This window comes from Pseudomonadota bacterium, assembly GCA_008501635.1.
Lineage (GTDB): Bacteria > Pseudomonadota > Gammaproteobacteria > QQUJ01 > QQUJ01 > QQUJ01.
This window is the reverse complement of record QQUJ01000022.1, coordinates 46,130-63,687: the sequence shown is the minus strand read 5'-3', so window position 1 is coordinate 63,687 and position 17,558 is coordinate 46,130. Positions and strand designations below refer to the sequence as shown.

Here is a 17,558-nt window from a genome sequence, read left to right as displayed (position 1 = left end):
GTAGCCCGGATCCGTCGGCCCGTTCTCGCGCCAGCCGTCGCCAGCCTCGACCCGGTAATTTTGTCCGTCGCCGGGTGAGGTGCAGGGCGAGGACTATTGGCTGCGCACCGAGACTAAGGGCACCATCGCGGCGGTTTGAGGTGCCTGCGTCTTCCTTGAAGTGTCGAAGATGGGCTTGGCCTTCATGGTGTACCAGAAGTTTCAGTCGCTTGTGTCACCTGATGTAAAACTCTTCCCACTCAATCTCGGTCCACCACTCGGCCTCGAGTCCGTCGCAGGTCTCACCGTAGGCTCGGCACATGGAACAACCGTCACCGCGCGTGAGCGCATCGTCCTCTACCGGCGGATAACGGACCAGCAGGGCCGCGGTATCCTCAAGCGCGGCCGCCTCTGCCTCGTTCATCGGCCGATCCGACAACTCGCGAATGCCGCACCGGCGAAGCCGCTCCGCGCCCTCCGGGTACAGGACGGAGTTCTCCGCGTCGATATGACGCCAGAGCGTGTGCGAGTAGCGTGTTGCGAGGGTCCGAAGCCGAACACGATCGTCCTCGGACTGCGGCCTCTGTTCGAGAAACGGAGCCATCTCGCTCAGCCACTCCTCCATCTGGGCGTGCTCGTGCGTGAGGGCGGATACTGGTCCGCGGTCGCCCGGTAGTTCCGCCTCCGTCATGAGCGCATCGAAGAGCACTCGCTCTTCGCGATCGTGATGGAAATGGCCGGCAAACTCGGTGAAGAATGCGACGAACCGTCTGCCGTCACTCGGGTCCGCAGTCCCGTCGACGAGTCCGCCGACGTACGCACGAAAGGCTCCGAGCACCTGATCGATCCGCTCGTGTTCGTCTTGGAGTGTGTCGATCAACTTCATCGTCGATTCATCCGGGTGTACTGTTCCATTCAAGCACTATACCATTCGCGCCGAGCAAACTTATGTGGATTGGATTAAATGCTTTATTTGGTTTCATGACAAGCAGCATCTCAAATACCTATACACGGACAGCCATAATTCGCTCCAAAGAAACTAACGCAAATACAATCGGTTCTCACTAAACCGGAGAGGATGAAATGTGGCTGTCTTGGCTTTTGTTGTGGATACGGCATTATGGGTCCGCCCTCGACTCCGCACGAGAAAGCTACGATGCTACCGCAGCTTGCCCTCTATCCGAAAAAGAGACGGCTTTTCACCACAAAGTACACGAAGTACACAAAGTAAAAAAACGGATTGGGCTGGTTGGTGTCCGATTACCGCTGCACTGTGATGTGCTGTCGAATGACACTAAGCGGATTTTTCACAACTTCGTGAACTCAGTGTACTTCGTGGTAAATGGGCAGTTCGTCTTTTCCGAATAATGGGGACGGAATTATTTTCCTGAATCGATGACGTTAGAGGGTTGCACTTGCAAGTTGAATCCACGACAGTTGAAGAGACAACTTTTCACCACAAAGTACACGAAGTACACAAAGTAAAAAGCGGAATGGACTGGTTGGTGTCCAATTACCGCTGCACAGTGATGTGCTGTCGAACGACACTAACCGGATTTTTCACAACTTCGTGAACTTAGTGTACTTCGTGGTAAATGGGCAGTTCGTCTTTTAGCCGCTGTTTAAAAGTGCGCGCAGAATAATGGGGCAGAATTATTTTCCTGAATCGATGACGTTAATTGGCCAAGCTCTAACAATTGACAAGGAGTCAACCGATGCCAAGGAGGGGGCGTATCGTGTTGCCGGCATACCCTTGGCAGAAAATGAATCTGTCCTGGTCCCCTGTCCCTGCCGTTGATCGCGCTCAATCTCGAGCATGTGGTTTTCAGAATAATGGTAGGGCTGGAAGAGCATGAAACATCAGCGAATGATGCTGCCTATGTGATTCTGTTGTTGATCACCTACGTTTCGGTGCTGCTTTCGTCGTTGCTGCTCGCGGCTTATGGGTGGACGGTCTACAAATATCACCGATAGCCGTGCGAATTGACTATAGCGGTAATTTTTGCCCGACACGCACCACCCGAAACCCGATGTCGTTGAGCGGCGTGTCGGGTTTCCACCCTTCGCGATTGGTGCCGCGCAGGCTCCAGTAGTTCTCCGCCCACGAGCCGCCGCGGATCACGCGTTTGCACTCTTGGACGCCCGAGACCGGTGCGGGATAGGCGGTGTGCGACTGGTAGGCCTGTGCGAGGTAGCAGTCTGCGGTCCACTCCCAGACGTTGCCGAGCATGTCGTGCAATCCGAAGGGATTGGAGCGGAACGAGCGCGACGGGGCGGTGGCGGGGTAGCGGGTGTCGCACCACTCGTGCCGGCAGTTGACGCGATCGGGCAGCATCGCATCGCCCCACCAGTAACGATAGGAGGAGTGCGCCAGCGCGGCGTATTCCCACTCCGCTTCGCTCGGCAACCGATAGTGTTGGCCGGTGATTGTGGAGAGCCAGACGGTGTAATCCCTGGCGGTTTCCCAGCTTACGCAAACGACCGGGTGTGTCTCTCCCTGGTCGAAACCCGGACTGTGCCAACCGTCCCCGGCGTGGAGATTGAACTCGCCATTGACCAAGCCGCTGCAGCGCTCTGAACCTGATTTTCGTGGCTGCGCGGACTGGTAGGCGGCAAACTCTGCGCGGGTGATTTCGCCCACCGAGAAGGCCAGGCCAGGCGGGATGTAGACCGCGATCGGGCGTCCCTCTGGACCTTGCTCGTCGTTGTGTCCCTCGCCGGGTAGTGAGCCCATGAAGAACTGACCGGCAGGAATAGTGGCCATCTCGGGGCAGAAGGGGCAGGGCTGACCGTTGCGCTGGAAATCGCGAAACAGGGTGAGCTGCGGTCGGTCGCTCGGTCCGGCGGTTTTTTTCTGCGAGGCGTGATCTGCTCGCGCCGTGAGCGCCAAAGCGAACAGGAGTGCCCCAACGATCATCCAGCTCTGTTTGTCAGTCACTCGGGTTTTCCGTAAACAAACAACAGTAAAAGAGACAGCTTTTCACCACAAAGTACACGAAGTACACAAAGTAAAAAAACGGATTGGACTGGTTGGTGTCCAGTGACGGCTGCACTGTGATGTGCTGTCGAATGACACTAACCGGATTTCCCCAACTTCATGAACTTTGTGTACTTTGTGGTGAACAGGCAATTCGTCTTTTCAGAATAGTGGGGACGGAATTATTTTTCTGAATCGATGACGTTAAAGAGTGGCACTTACAAGTTGAATCCGCGACAGCAAAAGAGACGGCTTTTCACCGCAAAGTACACGACGTACACAAAGTAAAAAACGGATTGGACTGGTTGGTGTCCAATTACCGCTGCACTGTGATGTACTGTCGAATGACACTAACCGAATTTTCCCAACTTCGTGAACTTTGTGTACTTTGTGGTGAACAGGTAGTTCGTCTTTTAGCAGCTGTTCAAAAACGATCGCTACTTCTCGATCACGTAGCGCAGATCCGCACCGCTCTGGGTGCCGGATTCGGTCTCCAGCGTCCAGTTCCTGCCGACCTTGTAACGGATGCGAAATGCCGAGTCACTTTCGGTCAATCCTACCGAGTAACTGACATAGAGGCGCGGGGAGAGATAGCTCCCCAGCACCACCGCCACACTTTCGCGTGTAGTGTCGGATTCGATGCGCAGCTCTTCGATACCCAGCCCACGGCGAATCTGCCGCACCACCGGACTGTCGGCGACATAACCCAGCGCCGCTGCGGTGGCGAGTAGTGAACTGCCGCCCGATTGCTGATCGGCCTGGTTGATCGGAACCCCGAGCACCAGATAGGAAAGGATGTCGGCCTGCGGCAGGGACGGGGTGGAGAAAAGCGTCACCTGCGGGTTGCGCAATGTGCCGCGCAGCAGAATTCCTGCGGTCACGTCGCCGCTGCGGCGCACCGCGCGGGCGTCGATGCCGGGATTGTCGATGGGGCCACCGGCGAAGGTGAGCCGCCCGCCCTCCACCTCCAGGTTCTGCCCGTAGCTCTTGTACTTACCCTGCACGACGCGCAGCTCGCCGTTACCCTTGACCACGCTGTCAGGGGCATCTTCGATCGCGAGTTGCCCGGTGATGCGGCTGCTCAACCCGAAGCCGGTGAACTCCACCTTGTCGCCGAGGATGAGATTGATGCGGGCGTAGAGCGCCTGCAGGGGCGAGCGCGATTCCGGGATCTCCGCCCCGATGATCACCGCATCGCGCGATACCGCCACCGCCTCGTTGCCGCCGCGACGCGGGCGGATCTGCGCTTCGGGTACCCGCAGATCGCCCTCCACGGTAAGCCGCTGCTGCTCCAGCGTCAGCGTGAGATTGGGCGAGACCAGGGCCCAGTAGTCGCTGAGATCGACGGCCTCGAAGCGCTCACCATGGATTTTCAGGCGGAGGGGCCAACCGCGTGCCGGATCGAGGTCGGCGGCACCCTCCACCGTAAGCTGACCGCCGCCGGAGGTAGTGCTGCCTGCGAGCTTCCAACGGCGTCCGTCAGCGGATTCCCCGCTGATGTGCAGATCCTTGAGCGTGATACCGGCGCTGCCCACTTCAATCTGCTCGGCCTGAAGCGACGCGCTCCCGCGCAGTTGGGGCGCGCCGATGCGTCCGCTCAACACCAGTTTGGTTTCCACCGAACCGGGGCCGATGGCGAGGCGCGGTAACAGCGCCGTAAAGAGATTGAGGTCGGGGAGGCGCAGCTGCAGTTCGCCGCTCAGCCCGGTCTGCGTTGCCGTGGGCTGGCCCAGATCGAAGGGCTGCAGCGCCACGCGCCCGCTCAGCGTGCCCTCCGCTGCCAAGCTCAGCGCGAGCCGGCCCGCCAGCCGGTCGGCGGCCAGGGTGAGCTCGATCTCGCCACCTTGATGCGTGAGCGTCTGGGCGTCGGCCGCGCCACGGCCTGGGTGCAGCGATCCAGGATCGAGATTCAATTGTGCACTGCCGTTGACCGCGCCCTGCACGGCCTGTTGCAACTGGAATTTACCGCTGAGAGGCCCAGTGACCGATGCCCCATCCGGCAGCAGCGGATTCAGGAGGGATAGCGGCAGGTGTTCCGCGCTGCCTTTGATCTGCCAGGCACCATCGCGCGCCCAGTCGCCTCCCAGGCACATTGAGCCCGGGGGTGTGGCGGCGGATGTCATCTGCTGGCGCCAGCAGTGGGCGGCGAGTTGCGCGGCCGCGGCACCGATCTCCAGCACCGCTGGTTGAGTCAGCACCCAGGCGCCGAGCGTTGTCTGCTGCCAGCTGCCCCGGCTCAGTGCGCCACGCCAGCGCTGATCGCGATAGCCGCCGCGCAAAGTGGCTGCGAACTCCCTCTGGGCGCCTTGGGCGGCGAGCTGCAGTTCGTGGTTTTCGGTGCGACCGGCGGCCGTGAGGGTGATCTGGTCGAGGGTCTGATGGCCGAGCGCGAGGGTCTCTGCCACCAGGCGTGCCTTGATCGCACCACCGGGGGCGAGATCGGCGTTGATCTCGCCTTGTGCGCTGCGCAGCGTGGTGGCCTCCAGTGCCAGGTCGGCAAGCTGCAGTGTGGCATCGAGACGCGGTGCACCCGGCGTGCCGCGCAGCCGTCCACTGGCCTTGACCCGACCGCCACTGACCGGCAGCAGTTCCTGCAGGGCAGCGGCGTCGAGTTGAAAGGCAAGGTCTAATTGCTCGGCGATGCGACCGTCGAGCGCTATGCGCGCCGTGCCCGATTGCAGCTGCGCTTTGCGCACCCGCACGCCCTCCGCTGTGATCTCCACTTGCGCGGTAGCCTGGGCGGGATAGCCGCGCAGTGTTCCGCTGAGTGTGGTGAGCTCGATCGCCGCGGTGGGCTTGCCGTTGTCCACGGCGCCGCTCGCTTTCACCGTGGCGCCTAATTGTCCCGGCCACTCGGCAGCATAGACCGCGGGATCGAGTTCTGCGGCGGTCACGTTGGCCTCCCAGCGAAGCGTGTTCTGCCACGCCAGCCGGCCACTGCCCTCGATCGTGCCGTTGGCCACGCGGCCGGCGATACGCTCCAGGCGCAACTCGGTGCGGTCGCCATGCCCGCTGATCCGCCACTCGCCCAATGCGGCGTTGGGCAGTTGCAGTGGTGCCTGCACCTGGACGCGATAGTCTTGCGCATGACCGGTCAGTTCAAAAGTGCCCTTGGGACTGGCAATCTGTTGCACGCCTTGCAGTGGCCACTGCAGGTTCTCCCAGTTACCGGTCACCGCAGCGGTGGGTGGTACGGTGGTGAGATCAATGCGCGCGTTGAGGTGTGCACGCAGCGTATTGCTGGCGGGTGTCAGTTGCAGGTTGCGCAATACCAGTTCGCGTGCTGAGCCGGCGAGTTCGGTGCGCAGTTGTACGGCGCCCAGTTCGGGCAGGGTGTAGGCCAGGCTGGCCTCGCCCTGAAATGCACTCGTGCTGCCTTGCAGTTGCAGCGCCACGTCCCGCAGTGGATCGATGGGTGCATCGATCCACGGTCGCAGATCGAGGCTGGGCGCGGAGGCACGCAGCGACCAGCCCGGGTTTTTGCCCACTAGGTTTTCCACCGTCGCCTCCACGGTGAGCGCCAGCGGTTCGTGCAGGGATTGGACGGAGGTCAGGCGGCGCAGGGTGCCCTGCAGCTTGCCGCCACCGCGCAGTTCGGGTTGGCCGGGCAGTGCCAAGCGCCACGCCGTGTCGAGGTCGACCCGGTAGCGGCCGCGGGCTTGCAGTGTACCGCTGGCGCGCAGCTCGCCTTGCGGCGCTAACAACTCGAAAGCCGCAATGTTGAATCTGGTTTGATCGAGCCGCGCGTTGAGCGTGATGCGCTCGATCTGCTGTGGAGGCCGGTCACCGGACTGGTAGCTCAGATGCTCGGCCTTCAGCTGTTCGACTATCACCCCGAAGGGCAGATCGAGTTTGATCGGTTCGCCGGCTGGCGCGTCGGCTGTTTGCACGATGCTCAAACCGCGCAGGGTCAGCGCATTGATGTATACGGTGCGGGCGAGCAGGGCCTCCGGCTGCCATGTCAGCTCCAGACGGTCGAGACGTATCTGCCGGTGGGCATCGCGGTACTCCAGCGCCTCCAGGATCAGCGGACCACGCAGCCGACCTTCCACACCGCCGACCGTCAACGTGCCCGGCAGCAGGGTGGCACCCAACCGCAGCGTGTGCTCGAGTCCGTCACGGCTGTTGATCAGATAGAACGCGCCCCCGGTCGCGCTGGTGAGAACCAGCAGCAGCGCTGCCAGGATGTTGAGCAGCGCGCGTTTCACAGGTCGGGTCCAATCACCAGGTGCAGGCGCCAGGGATTGCCGTCGCGATCCAGCGCCTGGGCGAGATCCACGCGCAGCAGGCCGATGGCGGTACGCCAGCGCAGACCAAAGCCGGCGCCGCGGGAGACCGGCTCGCCCGGATCATCGAAGGCATAACCGATGTCGTAGAAGAGCGCGCCGCTCCAGCGTCCCTTGAACCGGTGCTCGTACTCGATGCTGGCGACCGCGAGGCTGATACCGCCGATGACGTTGCCCCCGGCATCGGTGGGGCCCAGCGACTGGTATCGGTAGCCGCGTACGCTCTGGTCGCCTCCGGCGAAAAAGCGCTGCGAGGCGGGGAGTTCGCCAATGTCGGCGCCCGCTGTGTGGCCCAGATCCCAGCGGCCGATGAGCCGCCCCGCTTCCCAGGGGCTGAAGATATGCTTGCCGGCGATGCGCGTTTGCAGAAACGAGATGTCCGAGCCCAGCGCTTCGCTGCCGCCGTGCAGGTCGATCAGCAGCCGGTGGCCATTGCGCACATCGAGACGGTCGGTGGCCCAGACGCGCTGCCACACCACGCCCGGCAGGATCAGATCGGTGGCCTGGCGTACGCCGGCAACCTCCGAAATCTCGCGCTGCAGCTTCACGGACCAGGTTTGACGCCAGGCGGTCTTGGCGCGTTCGATGGCGGCGCCCAGGGTGGTGAGGCGGCTGAAGCTGGTGTCGGTCTCTTCCTCCGAGTGTTCAGCGGTAAAGACCAGCCGGTCGGTGCGCGGGTTCTTGATCGGGATGCTGTAGTTGGCACTCAGGCTGTTGCGAATCTCCGAGACCGCCAGCTCGCTCTTGAAGCGGTGTCCCTCGGGATTGATGCGTCGCCACTCCCAACCGGCCGAAATGCGCGCACCGGTGTCGGTGCCGTAGCCGAGACCGAAGGTGTAGCGGTGTGGAGAGACCGGCGTGAGTTCCACATCGACGGGAATGCTTTGTTCGACGGCCTGTTCGGATCGGGGAACGATGCGTACGTCTTTGAAGTAGTCGCTGTCAAGGAGCGCACTTTGCAGATCGAGCAGGTCGCTGCCTTCGAAGGGGTCGCCCTGCCGGTAGGGCACATACTTCTGCAGCAACTGATCGTCGAGCGCCTGCTGATCGAAGCGCGTTGCGCCAAAGCGGTAACGCACACCCGCGTCGAGGTGCAGCCGGATCGCGGCCTGATAACGTTCCAGGTCGATAGTGATTTCGTGAACGCTGAAGCGCGCATCGAAGTAGCCGCGTTCGGCGGCCAACCGCTGCAAACGCTGCTTGGTCCTCTCGTAGTCGGCGTGTACCAGTGGTTTGCCGATACCCAGACGCAGTTGCTTGAGTTCTTCGGTGAAAGCGGGATCGTCGGCGCCCGGACCTAAAACGCGGACATCCGCTTCGGTAATCGGAAGTGGCGGCCCTGGATCGACGCGATAACTTGCCCGCCAACCCTCGGGGGTAGTGGCAAGTTCAGAGGTTACGCTGGCACGATAGTGGCCAAAAGGGCGCAGTGCCTGGGCAATTTCGTCGGCGGCACGCTCGTGGAGCAAACGTACCCGCAGCTCTGTCAGATCCGGTAGATCACGGTTCTGTTCGATGCTTAGGTAGGCGCGCGCGTTGTCGAGCAGCGGCCCATCCAATCCTTCGATAGCGATTTCCAGCGTCGCGCCAAAAACCGATGTGGTGAGCAGGGTGGTACCTGCTACGAGTGATCTGGCGAATGAAAAGTTGCTGCATGAGGTTGTGAAAAACATGTGCAAGCAGTTTCGCAGGCCTGGTGGGGGAAAATCCAGTCGGGATCTCTATGTGGCTTGGTTTACACGCCGGCGTTTGGTGTCGGTACCGTGGTCCCGGAAGTTTACCGCCGGAGCTTGGACAGGGAGTGCGGTATTTTGATCCATCGGGACGTCGCGGGCTATCGAAAACCCGGCGGGTACCCGCCGAGCGCGCTCAGACTGGGGAAGCCGATCCATGCTCTTGTCATCGATAGGGCAAACCCTCCGGCCCCTCGATCTCGAGGATGTAGCGCATTTCGCCAGGATAGCTACCCGGTTATCGGGGAGTGCGTGTGGTGAGCTGCACGGTCGCTGCCGTATTCGTTGCGCCAGGTGTGGGACGGCTGAGCCACCGCCAATCGGCGCCCTGCCAGTGGGGGATTTTCTATGTACTGATTGAGGTAGCGCGGAGCACCAGCGGTGAGGGGGGTGCGAGTCCGTCGATACCCGAAGCGCAGGAGGCATAGTGAACCCGGAATCCTCACAATGCCGGGTGGTCCTGCTCCGAATGAAATCCGGTTAGTGGCGCGCGCAGGTGCTATAGGTTTAATTGAGAGGGTACGAGGGGAGTATTCCCATGTATCTGAAGGACACCCGCAGTGGAAATCTGGTTGAGGTCCTCGGTCTGAGTATGCTGTTCGATCCCTGCCGCGACTCGTTGCCCGGACGCCTCCATGCCGGCGAGGAGTTGCAGGAAGCCGAGGAGTTCGACAAAGCGGTACTGGTGTTTCCGTCCGATGAGTCGATGCCCCGTTGTTGGCTCGATGCGGGCTATCGCAATCGCACCCGGTGACGCGTGGAAGTGCTCACCCCTGCACGACACTACGGCGTGCAGGGAAGATGGGCGGGACCGTGCGGCCCCACCCAGTGGTCAACCGTTGGGACTTTACGCTGCGGACCTTAACTATGCTCAGTTGTCGACCGCGACCGTCACGCTGATCATGCCGAATACATCGCCGGCCGCCAACCCGTCCTTTTCGTAACCCAGCTTGTCCAGCTCACCCTTGGGCGTGCCGTGGCAGGCAAGGCAGGGTTCGAGCAGGCGCACCGGATCGTAGTAGCGGTAGACGGACTGCTTGCCCATGGTGGTGTACTCGCCAAAGGGCTTGCCGTCGTAGTCCGTGCGCGTGAAGCGGGTAAGGATCTCACGCTCGCGTGCATCGGGCGCATTGCTCGGGTGGCGGTAGTTGATGGAGGGCTGGCGTGTCACCACGCCGGTGCGCGAGTTCAGCATCAAGCCCGCCTCGCGAGCCCACTTGGCCGGCAGGTAGTGCTTCCAGCCCACGCCTTTCATGTTCAGCCGATCCTGATTGTTGTCGATGCTCTGGCGACCCGCCCAGACCAGCTTATCGAAGATCGGCTGCTGCTCGGACGTGAGAGTGATCAGCTCCGGCTCCAGGGCGGCCACCCACGACTTGCCAAAATAATCGGCGGTAAAACCTTTCTCTCCCAGCTTGGGATCGGTGAGTTTCGGCATCTGGCTGAAGATGATCATGCGTCCTTTGGCCAGGGCCGTGGCGATCAATGCCGCCGTTGCCGGCCCTTGTTCCCGCGGTACTTTGTCGATGAACAGATATTCGGGATGCCCCCCTTTGGCGGGAATGCCTACTTCTGCGGCAATGCTTGCGCCGAAACTTGCAACGCCTATCGCGGCAATGCCGATGTACCTGATTATTGGATTCATAACGCCCCTCCTCTGAGATGAACAAACACCCGGGTCCTTTTATTGGTGTGCGCTGTCTTGGCAGCGATCGATCCGGGATCAGGGGCTACACTAGCAACTCGACTGCTTCAGTCGCGGTTACAAGTTGTATCAAGCTGTGGCATTTGCATGGTCGGTCTTGAGGAGTTGGGCACGCAGGATCGCCGCTCAGTTGCGAGCAGTACAATGCTGTACGTCGATGACTCAGTGCGCTTGCGGATTGTTCGGACTCTCTTCAGGTGTGAGAAGTTCGTTGAGCGTGGTGATATAGGAAACCAGCTCGTGGTGAGCTTGCGCGTCGCGCGCGCGCAGTGCGTTCATTGCGCCGAGAAAGGCTTTGACCTGCGCATCGTGTTCTTCGAGCAATCGCGCGAGCAGTGAAGACTCTTCGTCAGTGGGTTCGCCGTATTTGCTGTAGCGCGCTCCCAGCCTCTGCAGGTAGTCGAGATGACGCTGCTTGGTGGTCGCCATGGCGTTGTAGGCTTGCCATGCGTCGAAGGTCGTTGAGGGTAGACGGTTCATGGTTGTGTGATCTTGGCAACTCAGACCGCCGGTGCCGTATCGGTTCGCTCCTCGTGGGCCTTCACCATACGCCCAGTCGAATCGTAATGCATCAAGGCCTGCTAACAGCACCTAGTGCTGGCAGTTGGGGCAGTAGTAGCTTGAGCGCTGCCCCTGGCGCAGTTGGCGGATGGGTGTCCGGCACACCCGGCACGGCTGGGCTGCGCGTTCATAGACGTTGAGATGCAGGCGAAAATAGCCGGGTTCTCCATCGCTGTTGAGATAGTCACGCAACGTCGTTCCCCCCTGGCGCAAGGCGTCGTCGAGGGTGCTCGTAATCGCAGCGGCCAGACGCTGATACCGCGCACGCGCGATGCGTCCCGCCGCGCGTCGGGGATCGATTCCGGCGCGAAACAGCGCTTCACTGGCGTAGATGTTTCCCACGCCGACGACGATGTGACTGTCCATGATGAAGGGTTTGACCGCGATGCGGCGGTTGCGCGAATGCGCGTAGAGATGCGCGCCGGAGAACTCGTCGCTCAGAGGCTCGGGACCGAGTTTGCTGAGCAGCACATGCTGCAGGGGATCGCGGGTGGTCCACAACGCCAGGCCAAAACGACGTGGATCGTGCAAACGCAGACAGCGCCCGTTGTCGACTGCGAACTCCAGGTGGTCGTGAGGACGCAGCGGTGCATCACCGGCGACGATGCGCAAACTGCCCGACATGCCGAGATGCAGAATCAGCGTACCGGCCTCGGTTCCGATCAGCAGGTATTTGCCGCGCCTTGCCACCGTGTCGATGCGTTGACCCGTCAGCTCTTTCCCCAGCCGTGCCGGTACCCGCCGGCGCAGTCGCGGTTGATGCACGACAACCGCGGTCACGGTGCGCCCGAGAAGATGCGGTTCGATGCCGCGACGGGTGGTTTCGACTTCGGGTAGTTCAGGCACGGTGGTGGAGTTTCGATTTGGGTGGCGGGGTTATCTTGCATGAAGCGAGGGTGTGCGGCTATGCCGGATTGATTTAGTGCGGGGATTCCGTCCCCGCAGCCGGACCCCTTTTGACTCGAACCATCCCTGGTTCTCCCAATTAGATCCTGTCAAATTGGTCTTTGCATGCCCAAAGAAAAAAGGCGAAAAGAAATGGCACTCCGCATCGAAACCCGTTTTCAGCGGGCACCCTGTGCGCTTTTGCGAACAGCAGCGCCCGCTCTATTCCGCGGTTCGCTGCGGTGCTCGGCTGCGCTGAAGGGGAGAGGGGTGGATATCTTCCCGTCGGCAGTGCCGAGTAGCGCAGGGCTGTGGGGCTAAGGCCCGCAGGGGTGAGCCAGGGAAGGCGAAGCTTTCATCGTCAGCACAGGAGGTGCTGTCGATGAAACCCCTCACAGACCGAGCAACGCAGGGAACCGATCAAAGATCGGCGCGGTCGTTGGGAACGTTTCTTTGGTAACTTTCTTGTCGTCACAAGAAAGTTACCTGGCCGCGGGGACGGAATCCCCGCATTCAAAAGATCGTGGTGCAGCCGCACAAGTTTTCCTACTTCTCATGCGCCACGGTTTCCGCCGAGCGCGCGAAGATCCAGGTCAGCGCGATGCCGCCCATCAGCGACTCGTTGCGTTTGACCAAGGGGCTATCCTCGAATGCCGCGCCGTGGAGATCGTCATAGCGCAGAAATCCGCCCAGCACCATGCTGCTGTTGAGCCGCTTGCCGACAGTGATCAGCAGCCGGTTGCCGCTGTATCCGCCGCGGGCATCGAAAGCGGGCCGCTGTGGCGTGGCGTAAGCGGCGTCAACCTCATAGTAATAGTCATGGTATTTCTCACTGGCCCACAACGGGCCCCAGGAGACCACCAGCCGCAGCCGCCCGCCCGCCATGGGAAAATGGCGCACATAGTCGAGATGAGGATTGAAGATCCAACCGATCATCGTGCCGTGCGAGAAATCGGTGGCTGCCACAGCACGCAGTGGCAGGTTGAGTTCCCAGTGACTGCGCAACTCGGAATTCTCCGCGAAACGCACCTTGAGATTGGGTCCGATCTCGAACGCGGGATCGAGGTCGGGCATCCCCTGACGCGCTGAATTATCTTCACTGTCCACCGGTATAGACGCCGACAGGCTCAGATCCAACGCCACTTTGTCGGATTCGAACAGCAGGCCGCGGATACCCTCTTCGCTGACGCGCACACGCTCACCGCGGTAGACGAGGTAGGGAAAAGGAGCGAGATAGTCGCGGCTCTCGTTGGAGCCGCGGTAGTCGGGCAGGTGCAGCCCGGCGATGCCGGCGCCCAACTCCCAGCGCGGCAGGTGTTCGGCTTGGGTCAGAGCCGGGAGCAGGCAGACGAGGAGGAGGAAGCGGTGCATGCCCTTAAGTTATCAGACAACGGAGCGAGATCACTGTGTGGGCTCGCCGCCAGCCGGCAGTTTCAGCAGGCGCTCGCGGGCGCCGGCAGCGAGGTTGTAGCGCAGGCCGAGGTCGCGTCGTTCCAGCACCAGGTCATCGTCGTTGTTGATTAGAGCGAAGCGCACCGTCTGCGCCGGTTCGCCCAGTTCGACGATGACCTCATCACCCGATTCACCCCGGTCACCGGAGGCGGGGGTGACGTGCAGCGCACGCGCGTAGCGCCAACCCTCGATGAAGCGGTTGAAGCTGTCCTGCGAACGCCCGGGCTGTGTCGGGATGCTGCGCCAGGCGCCGCCATCGCCCTGCTGCAGGGAGAGACCGGGCAGCGTCAGGCCCACCACCTTGGCGTCATCGGGCAGCAGGCGGTGGCTGACGAGATCCTCCGGTCGATCACTGAGCTGGTGGATCACCGTGTCGGTCACCAGATGCACCGCATCGCCGTGGCGCAGGTAGCGGTAACGGTTCAGCGGCTCCTGACCACCGAACTCGAACACGGCATCACCGAGCCGCAGGGTGATCCGCGGTGGTGCCAGGCCCACCTCGGCGGTGTCGAGTTCGGCGACAGGGTAGCGTGCGTGGCTGACCGCGTCGGTCAGCGCCAGGATGCGCTGGACGCGCTCGGCGTCGGCCGGCCAGCGCTGCGCGTTATCGATGAACCAGCGCTCCCCGTCGCGCAGGAGAACCACCGGGCTGCGCTCGGCAAAGGTGATCTCGATGCGCCGTACCCTGTCCGCCTGGAGGTCGGTGAGCAACGGGGTTGCGACGGGCGCTTCCGGCTCCGGTCCCCACAGCACCAGCGCGGTGAGCGCACCCACCAGCAACAGCATGAGGAGGTTGAGCAGCGCCTGCCTGCGCATCATCGCCTGCCTAGCGGCGCCGCCGCCGCAGCCAGATGACGACGCCACTGCCGATGAGCAGCAGCGGCAGCAGCAGAAGAAAGCCAAAACCGATGGCTGCCGAGGCCACCCTGCCCAGCGCAAAATCGACGTCGGGCGACGTCTTGGCGGGGATGGCGATGAGGGCGTCATCGTGATTCAACCAGTTGAGTATCGCCATGCCCAGATCCAGATTCCCCGCATTGCCCAGGTACGCGTTGGCCAGGAAGTCGCCATCGCCGATCACCACCACGCGCTGCTCGCGGGCGGCATCCGCAGTCGCCGGATCAGTGTTGTCCACCGCGCGGTTGAGGGCGATGCCCACGGTGAGCGGACCGGCCTGCTCGCCCGCGTCGCGGCGGATCTCGCCCTCCAGCGCGCCGGTCTCGGCCCAGGTGCTGGGGGCGGTATTGAGAAATGCCGCGGCCTCCCATCCTTCAGGAGCGTCCACCGACAGGGCCGCGGCACGCGGGAACAGTGTCATCAGCTGGAAATCGCGGGTGATGCCGTGGTCCGGGTACTGGGGCACCAGGGCGATGTCGGGACTCTGGATGCCGAACAGGCGTGCGGTGGCATCGACGATCACGCCAGGAACGAAGCCGATACCCAACTGCTGGGCCAGGGGTTCGAGCCCGTGCAGCGGTTCGGGATCGGCGAGCCACAGCAGGTTGCCGCCGTTCTCCAGGTACCCGCGCATCAACGTCACCTCGCCGGGCAGCAGGTCGGTCTGTGGCCCGGCGATCACCAGCACCGTCGTGTTGAGGGGAATCGCCGGCGTAGTGCCCAGGTTGAGGCTCTGGACCGTGATGCCTTTGCGTTCCAGTTCGCGGGCGAAGTGTCCAAGATCATGGTTGGCGTTGCCGTCGGGGCGGCGCTCGCCATGCCCTTGCAGAAAGACCACCCAGCGCTCACCGCTGCGGGCCAGGCGCTGCAGCGCGTTGGTCAGTGCCTGCTCGTTGAGATCGAGCACCTTTTCGCTGCGGCCCTGGTATTCCACCAGCAGCGTGCCGTCGACCGTGACGTCAAGCTCGCGCACCCGCTGCGGGGCGGTGTCAGGGTTGACCATCTCCAACTGCAGATCGGATTTGACACGCCGGTAGCGATTGATCAAATCCTCGATACGCCCGCGCAGCATCTCGTCGGGGCGGGCAAAGGCGGTGATGCGCAGCGGCTGGTCGAGGCTGGTAAGCAGCTGGCGGCTGGCGTCTGAAAGTGAGTTGCGGCCGCTGGCGGTCCAGTCGCTCTCGAAACCGTGGCGGGTGCTGAGCCAGCCCAGCAGTCCCACGGCCGCCAGCAGCAGAGCGATGAAGAGATAACTCTCCAGGCGCAGTTTCAGGCGCGTGCTCCGACCGGTCTGCATCGCTTACTCCTGCACCCGGTCGGCATCCAGGCGGCGGATGCTGAGGATCAAAAACGCGGTGATGAGCAGCGCGAAATAGGCGAGATCCTCGCTGCGCACCAGGCCGCGCAGCAGTGGCTCGTAGTGGCGCAGTATCGAGAGGTACTGCAGCAGCGCGTCGGCCGCCTCGCCGCTGCGCCCAGCCCAGTCGACGATCCACAGGCCGAGCAGCGCGCCGAAGGTGCTGATGGCGGCGACCACCGGCTGTTCGGTGAGCGTCGACATGAACAGCCCGATGGCGGCGAAACCGGCCAGCAGCAGGGTCAGCCCCAACAGCCCGGCCGCGACCTTGCCCGCATCGAGGCTGCCGCCCAGCAGCAGCGCCAGCGGCATCAGGGCGATCAGCCCCACCATCACCAGCAGGAACAGCAGGATGCCGAGGTATTTTCCGAGGATGATGTCGGTCATGGTCACCGGCGCGGTGAAGAGCAGGCTCAGGGTGCGGTTGCGCCGCTCCTCGGCCACCAGGCGCATGGTCACCAGCGGGATCACCAGCAGCAGCACGACGGCGGCGTTGCCCAGCACCGGCGCTACGATCAGATCGGTCACGCCCGGCGCGCCTTCCATGCCGCCCAGACGCGGCTGGATCAGCAGGTAGGTTTCGATCTGACTGAGAAAGAGGTAGCCGAGGATCAGCTGCACCACACCGAGGATGGCCCAGGCCAGTGGAGAGAGGAACAGGCTCCTGAATTCGCGCCCGGCGATGGTGGCGATCATGCCGCCGCCTCCGCGTCATCGGCCGGCGAATCACCCGCGGTCAGTTCGATGAAAATCTGCTCCAGGCTGACGCGCTCGGGGGTGAGTTCCGTGATGCCCCAGCCGGCGGCGACGGCGTGTTCGATGAACTCGTCGGCGGCGAAGCCCTCCGCGGTGTGGTGGAGGCGGAAACGACCCGCGCCCAGCGCTTCGGCCTTGATGATGTCGGGTAGGGTCGTCAGCTCCTGCGCCGCGGGTGGGTGGCGCAGCGCCAGCAGCGTGGTGCTGGCGGTGGTGCGGGCCTCAAGCCCGGCGATGGTGTCGGAAAAGACCAGTCGCCCCTGGTGGATGATCTCCACCCGGCTGCACACCTGCAGCACCTCGGGCAGGATGTGGGTCGAGAGGATTACGCTGTGGCTCTCGCCCAGCTCGCGGATCAGGGCGCGAATCTCGCGAATCTGAATCGGGTCGAGCCCCACCGTCGGTTCATCGAGAATCACCACCGGCGGGGTGTGGATGATCGCCTGGGCGATCCCCACGCGCTGCTGGTAGCCCTTGGAGAGATTGCCGATCAGCCGGCCCGCCATCGCCTCCAGTCCGCAGCGGCGCTTGGCGGTCGCCAGCGCGCTACCGAGTTCGGCGCGCGGAATACGATGCAGGCGGGCGCAGTAGGTGAGGTACTCGTCGACGGTCAGTTCGCGGTAGAGGGGCGGGTTTTCCGGCAGGTAGCCGATGTGCGCCTTGGCGGCCCTGGGTTGTTCCAGCAGATCGACACCGTTGATGGTGATCCGCCCCGCGCTGGGGGCGAGGTTGCCGCTGATCATCTGCAGGGTGGTGGATTTGCCGGCGCCGTTGGGGCCGAGCAGGCCCAGCACCTCGCCCTTGTCGATCACCAGATTCAGATCGTCCACCGCGCGATGACCGCCATAGTCGCGGGTCAGCCCATCGAGTTGCACGAGGAGTCTGGGTGGCGGAATCTCGCGCGGCTGCGCCTGCTCTGCTTCAGTCCGTTCGGGCGCTTGTTTTCGTTTCATAGTGCTCACTATGCGCC

Annotated in this window: 15 protein-coding genes; 3 read left to right on the top strand and 12 right to left on the bottom strand. The window is 62.6% G+C overall.

The genetic code is table 11. The features are described from left to right. Window positions 1-214 precede the first annotated feature (214 nt). Window positions 215-865 (bottom strand): hypothetical protein, encoded by a 651-nt coding sequence (locus tag DWQ09_14140; protein KAA3627008.1) that lies wholly within the window; start codon window positions 863-865, stop codon window positions 215-217. A 197-nt stretch (window positions 866-1,062) separates the two neighbouring features. Here DWQ09_14140 and DWQ09_14135 point away from each other — a divergent pair, with 197 nt between their 5' ends. Both DWQ09_14135 and DWQ09_14130 read left to right on the top strand, forming a co-directional pair. Continuing rightward, complete coding sequence (locus DWQ09_14135; protein ID KAA3627007.1) at window positions 1,063-1,347, top strand: hypothetical protein; 285 nt, start codon at window positions 1,063-1,065, stop codon at window positions 1,345-1,347. 426 nt (window positions 1,348-1,773) lie between these two features. After that, the gene (locus DWQ09_14130) at window positions 1,774-1,953 is read left to right on the top strand and encodes a hypothetical protein (protein KAA3627006.1); all 180 of its coding nucleotides are present in this window, start codon (window positions 1,774-1,776) and stop codon (window positions 1,951-1,953) included. Between the two features lie 13 nt (window positions 1,954-1,966). Here the strand turns inward: DWQ09_14130 and DWQ09_14125 are convergent, their stop codons facing one another. The 3 genes from DWQ09_14125 to DWQ09_14115 all read right to left on the bottom strand — a co-directional run bounded on the left by DWQ09_14125 (window position 1,967) and on the right by DWQ09_14115 (window position 8,915). Next, on the bottom strand, window positions 1,967-2,917 hold the full coding sequence (locus tag DWQ09_14125; protein KAA3627005.1) for a hypothetical protein: 951 nt from the start codon (window positions 2,915-2,917) through the stop codon (window positions 1,967-1,969). Window positions 2,918-3,393: 476 nt separating this feature from the next. Beyond that, the gene (locus tag DWQ09_14120) at window positions 3,394-7,164 is read right to left on the bottom strand and encodes a hypothetical protein (GenBank protein KAA3627004.1); all 3,771 of its coding nucleotides are present in this window, start codon (window positions 7,162-7,164) and stop codon (window positions 3,394-3,396) included. Then, on the bottom strand, window positions 7,161-8,915 hold the full coding sequence (locus tag DWQ09_14115; protein ID KAA3627003.1) for an outer membrane protein assembly factor: 1,755 nt from the start codon (window positions 8,913-8,915) through the stop codon (window positions 7,161-7,163). The genes DWQ09_14120 and DWQ09_14115 overlap by 4 nt, the downstream gene beginning before the upstream one ends. Window positions 8,916-9,513: 598 nt before the next feature. Here DWQ09_14115 and DWQ09_14110 point away from each other — a divergent pair. Continuing rightward, the gene (locus DWQ09_14110; protein KAA3627002.1) at window positions 9,514-9,729 is read left to right on the top strand and encodes an acetyltransferase; all 216 of its coding nucleotides are present in this window, start codon (window positions 9,514-9,516) and stop codon (window positions 9,727-9,729) included. Window positions 9,730-9,846: 117 nt separating this feature from the next. On the opposite strand, the gene DWQ09_14105 is transcribed toward DWQ09_14110, so the two are convergent. From DWQ09_14105 to DWQ09_14070, 8 genes are all read right to left on the bottom strand, one after another. Beyond that, a complete protein-coding gene (locus tag DWQ09_14105) occupies window positions 9,847-10,620 on the bottom strand; it encodes a DUF3365 domain-containing protein (protein ID KAA3627001.1) in 774 nt (257 codons plus the stop codon). Window positions 10,621-10,842: 222 nt separating this feature from the next. Continuing rightward, complete coding sequence (locus tag DWQ09_14100; GenBank protein ID KAA3627000.1) at window positions 10,843-11,160, bottom strand: hypothetical protein; 318 nt, start codon at window positions 11,158-11,160, stop codon at window positions 10,843-10,845. A 111-nt stretch (window positions 11,161-11,271) separates the two neighbouring features. Then, the gene (locus tag DWQ09_14095) at window positions 11,272-12,087 is read right to left on the bottom strand and encodes a bifunctional DNA-formamidopyrimidine glycosylase/DNA-(apurinic or apyrimidinic site) lyase (protein KAA3626999.1); all 816 of its coding nucleotides are present in this window, start codon (window positions 12,085-12,087) and stop codon (window positions 11,272-11,274) included. A 585-nt stretch (window positions 12,088-12,672) separates the two neighbouring features. Continuing rightward, complete coding sequence (locus tag DWQ09_14090; protein ID KAA3626998.1) at window positions 12,673-13,497, bottom strand: MipA/OmpV family protein; 825 nt, start codon at window positions 13,495-13,497, stop codon at window positions 12,673-12,675. A 30-nt stretch (window positions 13,498-13,527) separates the two neighbouring features. Next, complete coding sequence (locus DWQ09_14085; GenBank protein ID KAA3626997.1) at window positions 13,528-14,397, bottom strand: DUF4340 domain-containing protein; 870 nt, start codon at window positions 14,395-14,397, stop codon at window positions 13,528-13,530. 7 nt (window positions 14,398-14,404) lie between these two features. Then, a complete protein-coding gene (locus DWQ09_14080) occupies window positions 14,405-15,772 on the bottom strand; it encodes an ABC transporter (protein ID KAA3626996.1) in 1,368 nt (455 codons plus the stop codon). Window positions 15,773-15,775: 3 nt separating this feature from the next. After that, window positions 15,776-16,528, bottom strand: coding sequence for an ABC transporter permease (locus DWQ09_14075; protein ID KAA3626995.1), 753 nt, complete (start codon window positions 16,526-16,528; stop codon window positions 15,776-15,778). Further along, window positions 16,525-17,541: an ABC transporter ATP-binding protein gene (locus DWQ09_14070; protein KAA3626994.1), complete on the bottom strand. Its 1,017-nt coding sequence runs from the start codon at window positions 17,539-17,541 to the stop codon at window positions 16,525-16,527. The genes DWQ09_14075 and DWQ09_14070 overlap by 4 nt, the downstream gene beginning before the upstream one ends. Window positions 17,542-17,558: the final 17 nt, after the last annotated feature.

What these genes read in the sequence shown, in the direction of transcription:
- DWQ09_14140 (KAA3627008.1), bottom strand. Translation starts at nt 865, where the DNA reads ATGAAGTTGATCGACACACTCCAAGACGAACACGAGCGGATCGATCAG.
- DWQ09_14135 (KAA3627007.1), top strand. Translation starts at nt 1,063, where the DNA reads ATGTGGCTGTCTTGGCTTTTGTTGTGGATACGGCATTATGGGTCCGCC.
- DWQ09_14115 (KAA3627003.1), bottom strand. Translation starts at nt 8,915, where the DNA reads ATGTTTTTCACAACCTCATGCAGCAACTTTTCATTCGCCAGATCACTC.
- DWQ09_14110 (KAA3627002.1), top strand. Translation starts at nt 9,514, where the DNA reads ATGTATCTGAAGGACACCCGCAGTGGAAATCTGGTTGAGGTCCTCGGT.
- DWQ09_14105 (KAA3627001.1), bottom strand. Translation starts at nt 10,620, where the DNA reads ATGAATCCAATAATCAGGTACATCGGCATTGCCGCGATAGGCGTTGCA.
- DWQ09_14100 (KAA3627000.1), bottom strand. Translation starts at nt 11,160, where the DNA reads ATGAACCGTCTACCCTCAACGACCTTCGACGCATGGCAAGCCTACAAC.
- DWQ09_14090 (KAA3626998.1), bottom strand. Translation starts at nt 13,497, where the DNA reads ATGCACCGCTTCCTCCTCCTCGTCTGCCTGCTCCCGGCTCTGACCCAA.
- DWQ09_14085 (KAA3626997.1), bottom strand. Translation starts at nt 14,397, where the DNA reads ATGATGCGCAGGCAGGCGCTGCTCAACCTCCTCATGCTGTTGCTGGTG.
- DWQ09_14080 (KAA3626996.1), bottom strand. Translation starts at nt 15,772, where the DNA reads ATGCAGACCGGTCGGAGCACGCGCCTGAAACTGCGCCTGGAGAGTTAT.
- DWQ09_14075 (KAA3626995.1), bottom strand. Translation starts at nt 16,528, where the DNA reads ATGATCGCCACCATCGCCGGGCGCGAATTCAGGAGCCTGTTCCTCTCT.
- DWQ09_14070 (KAA3626994.1), bottom strand. Translation starts at nt 17,541, where the DNA reads ATGAAACGAAAACAAGCGCCCGAACGGACTGAAGCAGAGCAGGCGCAG.